This window comes from Fluviicola chungangensis, from assembly GCF_007558725.1.
GTDB classification, from domain to species: Bacteria; Bacteroidota; Bacteroidia; order Flavobacteriales_D; family Crocinitomicaceae; genus Fluviicola; species Fluviicola chungangensis.
Genome location: NZ_VLPL01000001.1, coordinates 624,289 through 637,494 on the forward strand (window position 1 = coordinate 624,289; position 13,206 = coordinate 637,494).

Here is a 13,206-nt window from a genome sequence, read left to right on the forward strand (position 1 = left end):
AAATAAGAAAATCAATTATTGATTCAGCAACTAAAAAACCATTTTATCTTGAATTTATAAAGAATCAAATATATTTGTATCCAAGCAAAATACGATGAAACAAATACTTACTATCTGCACCATTAGTTTATTGATTTTCAGTTCTTGCAGAACAACTCAAGGAATGAGAATTGAAGTACAGCGTCCGGCAACGATCAGCATCAATCCGCAAATCAAATCTCTGGCATTACTGAATCATTCCATCCCCGGAAAAGCAGGATTACTTGAAGGGACCTTAACGCTCGAAACGCCGAAACAGGATAAAGAATTGTCCAATGAATGCATCCGGGGAATAGACGAACTTTTAAGAACAAGTTCCCGTTTTCAAATTATGCGCTGCGACAGTTCCATGCTTGCATCCAAAGCTACAAGCGTAGATTTCGGATCACCCATGACCTGGGAACAGGCAGACAGTATTTGTAAGCAATACGGAACAGATGCGGTTTTAAGTCTGGAATTCTTTGACACGGATTTCAGCGTGATCAATTCTGCTGCAACAGCTGCAACAACGGTTCAAAATGTATTGAACGGGAATGGTGCGGAAGTAGAAATCACCGGAAAAGCAACAGCCAGAGCAGGTTTTCGCTTATACTATCCGGCAGATAAAACCATTCTGTATGAAGACCGGTACAAGCAAGACAGAACATGGATCCAGCGATCCTCCAACCCGGTTGAAGCTCTGGCCCGTTTAATTAAACGCAACGACGCCCTGGTAAATGTCAGTTACTTCACCGGCCAATCCTTTGCACATGACCTGGTACCACTTTACTTTTGGGAACAACGCATGATGTATGTCGGAAAAAAAGGCCGTATGAAAATCGGTGCAAGGCAAGCGCTTACAAGAGATTGGGAAGGTGCACTGAATACCTGGAAAGAAGAATACGACTCGAATCCGAAATCAAAGATAAAAGCCCGTGCAGCTTACAATATCGCCTTGGCCTATGAAGTTTTAAACGATTTGCAGAATGCGAAATTGTGGGTGCAAAAATCCTATGTGGAAGGAGGTAAGGACGAAGCTTTGTACTACTCCAACATCCTGGAAAAACGCATCCGGGATTTCGGGATTTTGGAAAACCAAACACGTTGAGAGGCAGGGAAAAAGTTCGGCCTGCTCAAATGAATTGTTTATTCCCGGTTTTACTTTTCAATTTTCCTTTGTTTTAGTTATTAACAGCATTCAAACTTTGCGAAAGTTTGATTAATTTTGTGGTCATGTCGGATTTCGTTGTTTCTGCCAGAAAATACAGACCCCAGACCTTTGATACGGTTGTTGGGCAGAAAGCAATTACCAACACGCTTAAAAATGCAATCAAGAACCAGCATTTGGCTCAAGCCTTCTTATTTTGCGGTTCACGCGGAGTTGGTAAAACAACTACTGCACGTATTTTAGCGAAAACGATCAACTGTTTTAACAGAACAGAGGTTGTTGAAGCCTGTGATCAGTGCGAAAGCTGTAAATCTTTTAACGAAGGAGCTTCCTTAAATGTTTACGAATTGGATGCGGCATCGAACAACTCCGTAGATGATATCCGCGGGCTGATTGACCAAGTGCGCATTGCTCCGCAATTGGGAACCCACAAGGTGTATATCATTGACGAGGTCCACATGTTGTCAACGGCAGCTTTCAATGCGTTCTTAAAAACCTTGGAAGAACCGCCAGCACACGCAATTTTCATTTTAGCAACAACGGAAAAACACAAGATCCTGCCAACTATTTTGTCTCGTTGTCAGATTTTTGATTTCCAGCGAATAAAAGTCAAAGACATCGCAGACCATTTGGCGCATGTGGCTACACAGGAAGCTATTTCTGCAGATCCGGATGCATTGCACCTGATTGCTCAAAAAGCGGATGGTGCTTTGCGTGACGCCTTGTCTATTTTCGACCAGATTGTCAGCTTCTGCGGAACAACGATTACGCATAAAGCCGTACTGGAAAATCTGAATGTACTGGATCACGATTATTATTTCAAAGTTGTAGAAAACGCTTTGAATGAAGATATTCCCGCCTGTTTGTTGCTTTTTAATGATGTCATGGAAAAAGGATTTGACGGACATCATTTCTTAGTGGGACTTGCAGAACATTTCAGGAACCTATTGATCTGTAAAGATCCGCGCACGGCAAATTTGCTGGAAGTCGGTGAAACCACAGAGAAACTATTTGTGGAACAGGCGAAAAAAGTCGACGGCGCGTTTGCATTGCGTTGTTTAGGCGTACTCAGTAAAGCCGATGTGGATTACAAGTCCGCAAAGAATCAGCGACTGCTGGTCGAATTGACCCTGATGCAAATCTGTTCGGTTAAATCTGAGCTCGAAAAAAAAAATCCTTAACTGATCCGGTCCTCATTATTCCTTTCGTCGGACAAAGTCTGAGAAACGAGACGAAACCGGTGAACAAACCTTCCGTAGCGCCCGAAAGAGCTGCTTTTTCTGTAAAACCTGAGGCCAAAGTCCTTTCTGCTCCTACCGGAAATCTGAATTCCAATAATTTATCGATCAATCATTTAATTGAGCAGCAAAAAGCAAAAGCACATGTTCCTCAAAGTGATTTACCTAAAAAAGAATTCCACAAGGATGATGTGGTCCGGCTTTGGAAAACCATGGCACATACCCAAAAACTGAACGGACAGGACCAGGTTTACCATGTTATGATCAAACGTGACCCCATACAGCTGGATGAAACGACTTTCCAGTTTGAAGTGGACAATACTATTCAAATGACCCGACTGGAAGGTGCGATTGGGGAAGTAATGGCATACATCCGGAAGGAAATCCAAAATTACGACCTGGTTATCCAGTTGGAAATGCTTAAAGATGCTCCTGAAGAAGTGAAGTATCTCAACGGTCCTGACCGATTTGAGAAATTAGCCAAGAAAAATTCAAACCTTTTCGACCTGAAGAATCGTTTTAACTTAGACATCGATTATTAATTATATGAAAATCCTTAAAATTAGCATCCTTTGTCTGCTGTTTATTGCAAGTTCCTGTGGTGAAGAAAACACTTCGGATTCAAATACTACAACAGAAGCCACAAACCAAAAAAGCAACGAAAGTTTCGATGCACGGGCCAAAAGAGAAATTATGGCTTCCTTGGCAATTCCTGTAAATGAGAAGTTTTCTATGCGGATCTACAAGGAATATATCAATGCTGATACGATCCAGGATGCCATCATTACGATCAATCGACTGGAATATGCTATGGATGAGGCAATTAAAAACAACCGTCAGGCAAAGGCTGCTGAAATCGGGTTTACGGGGAATTACAACTACCTGTTCTATTACGATGGCGCACTTGACCGGATTTCCAATCCCATTTTTGCTCCTTCCAGCCCGGGAAGAGAACTGGATATTGAGTTCAAATCGTTGGTTGCCCCAACCAGGAAAGACCTGATTGTCGGATACCGGATTCGCAATTCAGGGTGGAAAAGTTACTTTTCTGTATTTAACGACCACGATATGATGATGGTTTTTCAATGGAAATGGTTTGATTTTGCCGGAGAAGATCATCCGGAAGCATTTGTCCACGAATTCGAAGAGAATCCGAACCAGATCCCGATGGACATTGCCATTTATTCCAGTGAGATCGATTCTTACACCAAGAACATCGGAGACATCTACACGTATGTCCCTTCGATCACGAAGAAAAAAGAACTGAAGTTTAAATTTTTCTTAGACCCGGTGGCGAAAAAATACCGTCTCTATCCGGAATTTGCTAAGAACCTGCCAAAGAAAATATGAGTTTCGCAGAAGGGAAAATAGATGTCCCCTCTTCTCTGAGATACCGGACGATCCAAAACGGTCAAAATGCCAGGCATTTGGTATATGTGCTTCACGGATACGGACAATTGGTGGAATATTTCAGTCAAAAATTTTCAGGGATTCCCCATGAAGAAATTTTATTTGTTTTCCCTGAAGGGAGACACCGGTTTTATTTAAGAGGAACTTCCGGAAGAGTCGGTGCATCCTGGATGACCAAAGAATGGAGAGAGGAAGATATTCGATTGAACATCGTTGGACTGGACCTGCTTCACCAAGAAATACTGAAAAGTTATTCCCCCGAAAAGATCACCGTGATCGGATTTTCACAAGGCGGAGCTACTGCGGCCCGCTGGCTTGCAAACGGAAAAATTACCTGTGATCATTTTATTTCCTGGGCAAGTGTTTACCCTCCCGACCTGGCCATTGAAGCACCTACCGAGCTTGCTCAAAAAAACACCTTTGTTTTGGGAACTGAAGACGAATACTTCCCGAAAGAAGACCAGGAAATATTGATTGCCGATTACCGGTCCAAAGGAATTCGTGTTGCACATTTTGAGGGAACTCACGATATTGACAAAGAAATACTTACAGCCATTTTATGAAACGTTTTTTTCTATTTCTCATCCTTGTTTCAGGTATCAACTTCAGTTTTGCACAGGAAGACACGGAACTCTATATTCATGACGAAGAGGAAGCCGATAAAAAAGAATTTACTCCATACAATGAGATTGGGGCAGATTTGCATTTTTCTGCAGGGAGTTTTGGTGGAACGGGTGGAATTGGGTTGAAATTCGGGGTTGTTCGGAACAAATATATTTCGTTCGGTCCTTCTGCACGTTATCATTACTCCTTTTACAAACAATACGGTTTAACGGGATCTTATTCCGTTTATGGAGGCGGCGCATTTATTCACGGGCGATTTTTCAATTATTTATTTGTAGGATTTGAATTTGAGCTTTTATCCAACCCGTACAATTACGCCAATGGAATCGTTTCTGCCAAAAGGACCTGGGCCCCAACCGGATTACTCGGCTTTGGTTTTTCCCATGCATTCGGAGAAGAACAAAATTTCCGGTTAAATGCCGGAATCATGTATGATTTAATCAATAGTTCAAACAGTCCGTTCAGACCCGGATACTTTATGAAAAAAGAAAACGGAACATTGATCCCGCTTATTTACCGAATCGCGTTCTTTTTCAAGCTATGATTGGTTTCGACCTGTCTTTTCAAGTATTTTATTATTTCCAATTCAACCTGAATAAGGTATAGACCGCCATATCTGAATAAACGCCGTTGAAATAGATTCGATCTTTGTAATGGGCTTCTTTTTCAAATCCCAGGGACTCCAACAGGTAAATTGCTCCTCTGTTTTCAGGAGATACCACCGCTTCGATAGCATGCAGGTTCATTTCCTTAAATCCGAAAGAAACTATGGCAGTAACAGCTTCCAGGGCAATATTCTTTCCCCAGAAATCGACTGCGAGTTCTCCACCTATTTCCGCGCGGTTATTCGGATAATCAATCCGGTTAAACCCACATGTCCCGATAATTTGCGAACCATCTCTTAAAATTCCTGCCCATCCGATCCCGGACCCTGATTCGAATGCATCCGAGGTCTTTTTCACCAATTCTTCTGCCGCTTCAAGGCCAGTTATGCTGTTTCGTGCAATGAACTGATTTACGCGGTTACTTTGACGCATCTTCATGATCTCCATAGCATCCTTGAGTTCGATTTGTCTCAAGAGCAGTCTTTTTGTCCGGATCACCGGAAACTGATCAAAAACATGCTGATTCAATTTCATTTTAAATAATTTAACTCATTAATTATCAAACACTTAATATACTTTACCTAAAGTTCCGTACGCAATAGTACGATATTACCTCCTGCATTGATCATTGAGCAGGTATCAAAGCAAACTGTCAAAAAAAATCCTCTTCGAAAAGCGAAGAGGATTTAATTATTATTTTACAGTTCCCATCGGTCCGAAATCGACCAGCTCAACATAGAAAACCAATGTTGCAAATGGTGGAATCGTATTCGGATCCGGAGAATCTTTTCCGTATGCCATGTTTTGCGGAACGTACAATTTGTATTTCCCTCCTTTTTTCATGAAAGGAATCCCGACCGTCCAACCCGGGATGACTCCTCCCAAATTAAACACGGGAATTTGAGCTGCCGTTAAAGAAGATTGTAAGGTATCGCCTTCCGTATTCATCAAAACATAATGTGCTTTTACATCGCTGGTAGCAGTTGGACTTCCTCCGGTTCCTGCCACGACAGTTTCCATATACAATCCGTTCGGCAATTCTTTCACACCAGCCATTTTCTTCACCTTATTAAAGAACGCAGTTTCTTTTTTAGTCACTTCAGCCATCACCCGGTTGTTGATCTTTACCATAAAGTCTTTCAACATGGTTTCCTTCAGTTCTTTTTTGATCAAGGTATCTTCCTTTTTCAAACCAAGGCTGAATCCGTATATCAGGTATTCTTTATCAAAGTCATCAAAAGATTTCGCCTGTTTCCAACTGGTTTTGAACATCCCGCCGATGAACTTACCGATACACAAAGAAGCATCTTTCACATATTGCTGATTGAATTCCTGCTGGTTTTGCCCAAACAGGTTTTGAATGGTTGTCTGACAAGCCACATCAAACGCTTTTTCATTATTCAATCCCTCTTCAAATCCTTTCAGAATCTGATCTTTATCGTATTTCGCAAAATTCGGGTCCGCAAGTAATTGTCCTGCATTATCAGCACCCATTAAATATGAAATTTGCTGTTTCGGAGTATTTAACGGCAGTACTTCCCCTGTACCTTTATCATCACCACATGCGAAATTAACCGCTAAAAGTAGAGAAGCCAGAATGATTTTTTTCATCTTAATTGTTTTCGATTCCTAATAATTCAACGTCAAAAATAAGCGTCATGAATGGCTTGATCGCACCGCCCGGATGCGGATGAGCTCCGTACGCCAAATTTTCCGGGATATACAAGCGGTATTTAGATCCGACAGGCATCAATTGCAATGCTTCCGTCCATCCTTTAATCACCTGGTGTACTCCGAAAGTTGCCGGAATTCCTCTTGAAACCGAACTGTCAAAGACCGTTCCGTCAATTAATGTGCCGTGATAATGCACATTCACCGTATCCGTACTTTTAGGTTTTGAACCTGTTCCCTGTTCAATCACTTCGTATTGTAAACCTGAGGCTGTTGTAGTAACTCCCTCTTTCTTCGCATTTTCAGCAAGGAATTCCGCACCTTCTTTTTTGTAAACCTCAAATTTTGATGTAGTGATTTCCTCCACGTATTTTTGAATGATTGCATTTGCCTGATCAGGTGAATACTTCATGGTTTTTCCCTGGAAAACATCTGAAATCGCTTCCGCCATAACTGCCGGGTCAATTCCTCCTAAATCTTGTTGTAAAAGGCTGTCTGCTACGCTTAAACCAATGCAATAGCTAACTGCTTGAATATCTTGTGACATGCTTAATAATTTGTGGCAAAGATAATCTATAATTATGAATGCCGAATTACGAATGCATGATTAAAAATAAGTAAATCAAAACTTATTGAAACAGCTTAACTAATCTGTGTTTCCAATGATTAATTTCTAACTCCTTGTCCGATAACTCGTCCGTACATACTCATTTCCAACCTCATAGCCCCATCACCTTGCTTGGTAAATTCCATTACTCCATTTGTACCTCCTTGTCTGATAGCTTGGAAAGTATTCTCAGATGAAGGAAAAAAACGCATATCCCAAGCCAATTTATCCGTATTGTAGACTAAATGTCCATCCAAGTATGAAATGATGTGTTTTTGAGTAGAATCTGACGGATCTATATATTCTCCTGTAAATTGTTTGATCTTGTCCTCACTCAGATCGATTTTCTTGACGAACTCATTGGAAGAAGGTTTGTTGTCCAAAATTTCAGTAATCGATTCATAAGGGCACACACCATTTTTGAAATTATTCAGCACAATAATCGTTCGATCCTTCTTAGAGTTGTAATGAATCAGGGTAATGTACCCGTCCCAGCTTCCCGTATGTCCGAAAGAAATGGAGTTATCTCCTTTTCGAACATCGAAACCAAAGCCATAATCCACTTTTTCACCTTTTGTAGTTTGAGTAATTCCCATCACTTCTTCAAACTCTTGTTTTGTTAAAAGCTCATTATTTTTGATCGCATTTATCCACTTATACAGGTCTTCTACAGTAGAATTTATTTTCGCAGCACCATAGATTCCATCCATGTAATAAACCATCATATGTCCAATCTTCTTATCATCTTCCGTTGCTTTCTCGAATGAATTATTCACCCAACTGTATCCGTAGGCATAATTCTTTATTTTTTTAGGTTCCAATCTTCTATTGTAAACGAATGTTTGGGTCATCTTCAAAGGTTTGAAGATTTTTTCGCTCAGATAATCTCCCCATTTTTTTCCAGATACTCGTTCAATTATTGCTGCAAGAAGAACATAGTTCGTATTGGTATACCGGTGTTCAGAACGAGGAGTAAATTCCAAGGTGTCTTTCCGTTCTGCATAATAATTAATCACATCTTGATTGGTGGCTATGCGGGTGTTTTGCCAATCTCGTTCAAAACCACCCAAAAATTCAGGTATTCCGCTCATGTGTCTTAGTAAATCATAAATGGTCACCCCTTTAAAACTGCTTAGTTCCGGAAGATATGTTGTGATATCATCCGTATAATTCAGTTTGTTTTCCCGATGAAGCAATGCGATTCCAACTCCTGTAAACTGCTTGCTGCAAGATGCCAGTTCAAAAATGGTTTTTGAACTATTCATCTCCTTTGTTAATTCATTACTATAACCTTTACCCGATTTGTAACTAATTTTTCCCTTTTCTGCTATCAACACACTTCCGTTAAACTGATTTTGGACCGTCAGAGCACTGAATAAGGAGTCCAGTCGTTTTTCTATAGTATTTTTTTGTCCGAAAGACCATGTACAGGCTAATAGTAAAGCTGTTATTAAAGCGGTTTGAATATTCATAATTGTTTTGTGATTTTCTATGCTTTACAAAGGTAGGAAAAAATTCGTACGAATATATTACTATGTTGTTTTTAGCAAGAGTAACTTCAATCCGATGACAAGCCTCACAGAAATAGTTCGCTTCTTCCTTTGCTTTATTCTCCGTGACCAGTTTGATTAGCTTTTTCCAGCATTATCCGGGTGTAAGGAATTGAGATCACTGTCTGAGCTAATATGCTCCAGGTCAGTGCAAGATCCGTTATCCGCCATCTTAAACAACTGGACGAAGGCTGAATCAGGTATTGCTGCTAAAGCCCAGGAACATGCAGCATTGTACCGATCTCCGTAGTATCCTTTCCCCCAAAAAAAAGCGAAAGCCTCCGCATATTTTTGTGCGGAAGCTTTATACTCTTTAATTTCATAAAGACCAAATGCCTGAGTTACCAGCGAATCATATACTTTTCCCTGCTGTGCATGAGCATTTTGCACCCGGAACAAGCAACTAAAGATTACTACACCGATTATAAAAGTGGTTCTGATCATTTGGTAATTATTGGGCTTTGTTATAGCACAAAATTAGTCCGTCAAAAAATCAAATACTTGTAGAATTGGGACTCATTCATCAAATTTCCAAAAAATATCTTCTTCTCCCATTTTTTGAACGGATGCAAAAAAAGTACCTGGCGTTTGTCCGGTTAATTCCTTGAATCGGTTTGTGAAATCCGACTGATCATAATACAAACTGTATAGCGAAACTTCCGTCAGGTTTTTCATTCCCAAGTTGATCGCTGCCTGAATACTGGTACGAAACTTAACGACTTTCTTGTATTCCTCAATCGAGCATCCCAAATGTCTTTTGAAATGGCGAAGTAAGGTTTTCCTGCTCACACTTATCTGAAGTGCCAGGTCATCCACCCGAATAGTTCCAAACGTGTTGAAAATATGATTCACTGCTTCTTTTACGATTTCCAGGTCCGGATTCGGTCTGAAACGTCTTTCAAATAAAGAATCAAGCAAATCTCTTTTTTCGTGCAGTTCCTTTGCCTGGAATACTTCTTTCAATTCAGGGACAATTTCCGGATTCCAATATTGAAAGAGAAATGTTTGCGGATCATAGAGTTCTGAAACGGGCAAGGAAACAAAATAATTCATTCCCAACGGGTTAAATGCAACGCCAATCTTTTGAAACGCCCCATTGAGTTCGACTGAAATTTGACTGTTGTAATTCATGGTATACAAAGCCCGAAGTGTTTCTCCTTCATTATAAACCGTAAATCCATGCTTGAAATGCGGATAAAACACAAAATTCCGTTTAAATTCAGCTTCATCCGAATCGTGGAAATAATAATAGGAAATATACTTTGCAATCAGCTCGCTTTTGGGTTTTACAGTTACAAAACGTTCCATGAGCTAAAATTAGCACTTTCGCCGCGGAGCGATTATTCGCTTGAATCAATAGTTGGTTCTATTTACTCAACGGGTTCGCTTCGGCAGATTTGTACATTTTAACTGTAAGTAAGTTTACTAACTTGCTAATCTTTCAATCATTAACTGCAAATGACATCAACTCATCATTTTCAAATCAGTAACTTACCTACTGAGTGCCTGATCAATATCTTCCCAAATATCTTCCACATGTTCCAATCCGATACTTAAACGTACCAAACCGTCTGAAATACCGACTGCTTCACGCTCTTCCGGTTTTAATTTACTGTGCGTAGTTGATGCCGGGTGTGTTGCAATACTTCGGCTGTCTCCCAAATTAGGAGTTAACGAAAACAGGTTCAGACGGTCCAAAAAGCGTCTTCCCGCTTCCAAACCTCCTTTGACCTCGAAAGTGACAATCCCGCCACCATATTTCATCTGATCTTTGGCAATTACCTGTTGCGGATGTGAATCCAGGAACGGGTATTTCACCCATGCAACTTGCCGATTTCTCTCCAGGCGAACGGCAATTTCATACGCCTGTGAACAATGTTTTTCCATTCTCAAATGCAACGTTTCCAGCGATTTGGAAAGAATCCAGGCGTTAAACGGGGACAAAGCAGGCCCGCTGTGACGGGCAAATCCCTGGATACGGGCAATGACCTCTTTCGCGGAAACGATCAATCCGCCCAATACCCTTCCTTGACCATCCATATATTTCGTGGCGGAATGGATCACGATATCAGCTCCCAATTTCAAAGGCTGTTGCAATACCGGCGTGGCAAAACAATTATCTACCACTAACAGGACATTTTTCGCTTTACAAATAGCAGCCAGCCTTTTGATGTCAATAATATCCAAACCGGGATTGGAAGGGGTTTCGATATAAACAATTTTTGTTTCGGGTCGGATTGCCTGTTCATACCCATCGTAATCGATCGCATCTACGTACGTGGTTGAAATTCCCCATTTCGGAAGAATATTTACAAACAACTGGTGTGTTGAGCCGAAAACCGACTTCGAAGAAACTATGTGATCCCCACTCTGAAGCAGGGCAGCAAACGTAGTGAAAACGGCAGCCATTCCCGTAGCTGTGGCCCAAGCGGCTCCCCCGGTTTCCAATAGGGCTACTTTTTCCAGCAGTTCATCTACATTCGGATTGGAATAGCGGGAATAGATGTTTGCCTCGATCTCATCCGAAAAAGCTGCGCGCATCTGTTCCGCGTCATCGAATACATAACTGGATGTCAAATACAAAGGAACACTGTGTTCTGCTTCCTGTGAGCGTTCATTTTGAGTGCGGATTGCCAACGTTTCGTTTCTATAATTTTTCATAATTGATGTCTAACTTCTGTTCGAATGGTAATATTTGGACTCAGGGATGCGGAAACGGAGCAATATTTTTCATGACTTAATTTCACTGCTGCAAGCGCTTTATTCAAGTCCACTTCTTTATTGAAAGTAAAAACCAATTGAATAGTTTCAAAGGACGAAGGAACGGCATCTTTGCGATTAGCATCTATGGTCACTTCGTAAAACAAAACTTCCTGACGCTGCTTTTGCAGGATCAACAGCACATCTACGGACATACAACCTGCAAGCGAACTTGCCAGTACTTCCATGGGGCGCATTCCTTTATTTTGACCTCCTATTTTTTCTGCTGCATCCATTTTCATTACAATTCCGGATTCATTTTTCACTTCCATGACAAACGGGGATTCTACCAGTTTTAATTCTAATCTCATGACAATTCCTCTATTAATTCTGTTGATTCTGACGCCGAAAGGATGGATTTAGTGTCCAATTCAACGCTGTCCGGAACAACCGCCAGAAAATATTCTGAAGCGGCATTCCAATCCATTTTTTGAATTTCGCTGTAGCGGATCAACCCGATTTTGTAGCTATGTGATTGTCCGGAATACGTTTCCAGGGTATCTGCAAACTCTACCTCATCAAGTTTCTCCTGGGTGGTTGCACTGACATATACTTTCAATGAAAAATCATTTTCGAACGTCAATCGTTCTTCTGTTTTGGACTTCTTGTATTCATAGGCATAATCAAACTGCAGCGCTGAAATATCAGAAAGTACCGCACTTGCTGTCGGGTGGCTTCCCGCACCTTTTCCAAGGAATAATTGTTTATCGGAAAATAAAGCCTCTACCACTACCGCATTGAATTCATTCTCCACGTTGAATGCGAAATGATTCGCTGGAATCAAATGCGGTGCAACAAACCCGATCACCTGGTTATTGATACGGGTTCCGAAAGCCAGTAATTTAATCTTCAATCCTTTTTCGCGGGCGTATGTTGCATCCCAATCTTTCAGTTGACGGATTCCGTAATTCCAAACAGCATCCTGTTTCGCTGTAAACCCAAAAGCATGCTTTAACAACAGAACGAGTTTGTATTTTGCATCAAAACCATCCACATCCGAAGTCGGATCCAATTCAGCAAATCCAAGATCCTGGGCATTTTTTAATGCTTCATCAAAGGATTCACCTTCACCTGTCTTTGTCAAAATATAGTTCGTTGTCCCGTTTACGATTCCATTAATATTGGACAGAGAATCGTTGTTGTAATATTCTTCCAGGTTTCGGATAATCGGAATGGAACCGCCAACGGAAGCTTCATACAGGAACGACACCTGGTTCTCCTTTGCCAGGGAAATCAATTCATCCAAATAATACGCGATCAGTTTTTTATTGGCTGAAACTACATGCTTGCCTGATTTCAATGCTTTGGTCACGATTTCATAAGCAGCTTCATAATCATTGATCAATTCTACCACCACGTTGATCTCTTCATCATCCAGGATCCGATCTGCATCCGTACTGAAATAATTTGCATCAATGATGCGTTTTTTACTCAAATCCTTAATAACAATGTGCTTGATCGAAGCCTGCAGAAGCGTCGTTTTGTTTAATACTTCATACAATCCGGTTCCAACACATCCGAAACCGAATAATCCTATTGTGAGTTGTTTTTTCAT

14 protein-coding genes and 1 pseudogene are annotated in these 13,206 nt (G+C 40.9%); 6 read left to right on the forward strand and 9 right to left on the reverse strand.

What is annotated here, in order from left to right; genetic code table 11:
* The first annotated feature begins 94 nt into the window (after positions 1–94).
* The 6 genes and pseudogenes from FO442_RS03050 (at position 95) to FO442_RS03075 (ending at position 5,002) form a co-directional block, all read left to right on the forward strand.
* Entirely contained in the window at positions 95–1,126 is a 1,032-nt protein-coding gene (locus tag FO442_RS03050) for a DUF6340 family protein (RefSeq protein WP_144331662.1), read from the forward strand.
* A 125-nt stretch (positions 1,127–1,251) separates the two neighbouring features.
* Positions 1,252–2,361 (forward strand): annotated as a pseudogene (gene dnaX / locus FO442_RS03055) (DNA polymerase III subunit gamma/tau); the annotation flags it as partial.
* A 65-nt stretch (positions 2,362–2,426) separates the two neighbouring features.
* On the forward strand, positions 2,427–2,966 hold the full coding sequence (locus tag FO442_RS03060; RefSeq protein ID WP_144331664.1) for a hypothetical protein: 540 nt from the start codon (positions 2,427–2,429) through the stop codon (positions 2,964–2,966).
* Positions 2,967–2,970: 4 nt separating this feature from the next.
* Positions 2,971–3,774: a hypothetical protein gene (locus FO442_RS03065; protein WP_144331665.1), complete on the forward strand. Its 804-nt coding sequence runs from the start codon at positions 2,971–2,973 to the stop codon at positions 3,772–3,774.
* Entirely contained in the window at positions 3,771–4,397 is a 627-nt protein-coding gene (locus FO442_RS03070) for an alpha/beta hydrolase (RefSeq protein ID WP_144331666.1), read from the forward strand. The genes FO442_RS03065 and FO442_RS03070 overlap by 4 nt, the downstream gene beginning before the upstream one ends.
* The gene (locus FO442_RS03075; protein WP_144331667.1) at positions 4,394–5,002 is read left to right on the forward strand and encodes a hypothetical protein; all 609 of its coding nucleotides are present in this window, start codon (positions 4,394–4,396) and stop codon (positions 5,000–5,002) included. The genes FO442_RS03070 and FO442_RS03075 overlap by 4 nt, the downstream gene beginning before the upstream one ends.
* A gap of 31 nt (positions 5,003–5,033) precedes the next feature.
* Here FO442_RS03075 and FO442_RS03080 read toward each other — a convergent pair whose 3' ends face one another.
* The 9 genes from FO442_RS03080 to FO442_RS03120 all read right to left on the reverse strand — a co-directional run bounded on the left by FO442_RS03080 (position 5,034) and on the right by FO442_RS03120 (position 13,206).
* The gene (locus FO442_RS03080; RefSeq protein ID WP_144331668.1) at positions 5,034–5,597 is read right to left on the reverse strand and encodes a GNAT family N-acetyltransferase; all 564 of its coding nucleotides are present in this window, start codon (positions 5,595–5,597) and stop codon (positions 5,034–5,036) included.
* Positions 5,598–5,756: 159 nt separating this feature from the next.
* Positions 5,757–6,674, reverse strand: a complete 918-nt coding sequence (locus tag FO442_RS03085) for an FKBP-type peptidyl-prolyl cis-trans isomerase (protein WP_144331669.1) — start codon at positions 6,672–6,674, stop codon at positions 5,757–5,759.
* A gap of 1 nt (position 6,675) precedes the next feature.
* Complete coding sequence (gene bamJ, locus FO442_RS03090; RefSeq protein WP_144331670.1) at positions 6,676–7,281, reverse strand: BamJ family beta-barrel-assembly machinery protein; 606 nt, start codon at positions 7,279–7,281, stop codon at positions 6,676–6,678.
* Positions 7,282–7,400: 119 nt separating this feature from the next.
* Positions 7,401–8,813, reverse strand: a complete 1,413-nt coding sequence (locus FO442_RS03095; protein WP_144331671.1) for a serine hydrolase domain-containing protein — start codon at positions 8,811–8,813, stop codon at positions 7,401–7,403.
* Between the two features lie 156 nt (positions 8,814–8,969).
* Positions 8,970–9,335, reverse strand: coding sequence for a hypothetical protein (locus FO442_RS03100; protein ID WP_144331672.1), 366 nt, complete (start codon positions 9,333–9,335; stop codon positions 8,970–8,972).
* A 72-nt stretch (positions 9,336–9,407) separates the two neighbouring features.
* A complete protein-coding gene (locus FO442_RS03105) occupies positions 9,408–10,199 on the reverse strand; it encodes a helix-turn-helix domain-containing protein (protein ID WP_144331673.1) in 792 nt (263 codons plus the stop codon).
* 183 nt (positions 10,200–10,382) lie between these two features.
* Complete coding sequence (locus tag FO442_RS03110; RefSeq protein ID WP_144331674.1) at positions 10,383–11,552, reverse strand: O-succinylhomoserine sulfhydrylase; 1,170 nt, start codon at positions 11,550–11,552, stop codon at positions 10,383–10,385.
* Complete coding sequence (locus tag FO442_RS03115) at positions 11,549–11,962, reverse strand: OsmC family protein (protein WP_144331675.1); 414 nt, start codon at positions 11,960–11,962, stop codon at positions 11,549–11,551. Before FO442_RS03115 ends, FO442_RS03110 begins: the two co-directional genes overlap by 4 nt.
* Positions 11,959–13,206, reverse strand: a complete 1,248-nt coding sequence (locus FO442_RS03120; RefSeq protein ID WP_144331676.1) for a homoserine dehydrogenase — start codon at positions 13,204–13,206, stop codon at positions 11,959–11,961. Before FO442_RS03120 ends, FO442_RS03115 begins: the two co-directional genes overlap by 4 nt.

Bases quoted from the DNA above. Each gene is read 5' to 3' on its own strand.
- bamJ (WP_144331670.1), bottom strand. From the start codon at position 7,281: ATGTCACAAGATATTCAAGCAGTTAGCTATTGCATTGGTTTAAGCGTA.
- FO442_RS03105 (WP_144331673.1), bottom strand. From the start codon at position 10,199: ATGGAACGTTTTGTAACTGTAAAACCCAAAAGCGAGCTGATTGCAAAG.
- FO442_RS03085 (WP_144331669.1), bottom strand. From the start codon at position 6,674: ATGAAAAAAATCATTCTGGCTTCTCTACTTTTAGCGGTTAATTTCGCA.
- FO442_RS03115 (WP_144331675.1), bottom strand. From the start codon at position 11,962: ATGAGATTAGAATTAAAACTGGTAGAATCCCCGTTTGTCATGGAAGTG.
- FO442_RS03100 (WP_144331672.1), bottom strand. From the start codon at position 9,335: ATGATCAGAACCACTTTTATAATCGGTGTAGTAATCTTTAGTTGCTTG.
- FO442_RS03095 (WP_144331671.1), bottom strand. From the start codon at position 8,813: ATGAATATTCAAACCGCTTTAATAACAGCTTTACTATTAGCCTGTACA.
- FO442_RS03050 (WP_144331662.1), top strand. From the start codon at position 95: ATGAAACAAATACTTACTATCTGCACCATTAGTTTATTGATTTTCAGT.
- FO442_RS03110 (WP_144331674.1), bottom strand. From the start codon at position 11,552: ATGAAAAATTATAGAAACGAAACGTTGGCAATCCGCACTCAAAATGAA.
- FO442_RS03075 (WP_144331667.1), top strand. From the start codon at position 4,394: ATGAAACGTTTTTTTCTATTTCTCATCCTTGTTTCAGGTATCAACTTC.
- FO442_RS03065 (WP_144331665.1), top strand. From the start codon at position 2,971: ATGAAAATCCTTAAAATTAGCATCCTTTGTCTGCTGTTTATTGCAAGT.
- FO442_RS03070 (WP_144331666.1), top strand. From the start codon at position 3,771: ATGAGTTTCGCAGAAGGGAAAATAGATGTCCCCTCTTCTCTGAGATAC.
- FO442_RS03080 (WP_144331668.1), bottom strand. From the start codon at position 5,597: ATGAAATTGAATCAGCATGTTTTTGATCAGTTTCCGGTGATCCGGACA.
- FO442_RS03120 (WP_144331676.1), bottom strand. From the start codon at position 13,206: ATGAAAAAACAACTCACAATAGGATTATTCGGTTTCGGATGTGTTGGA.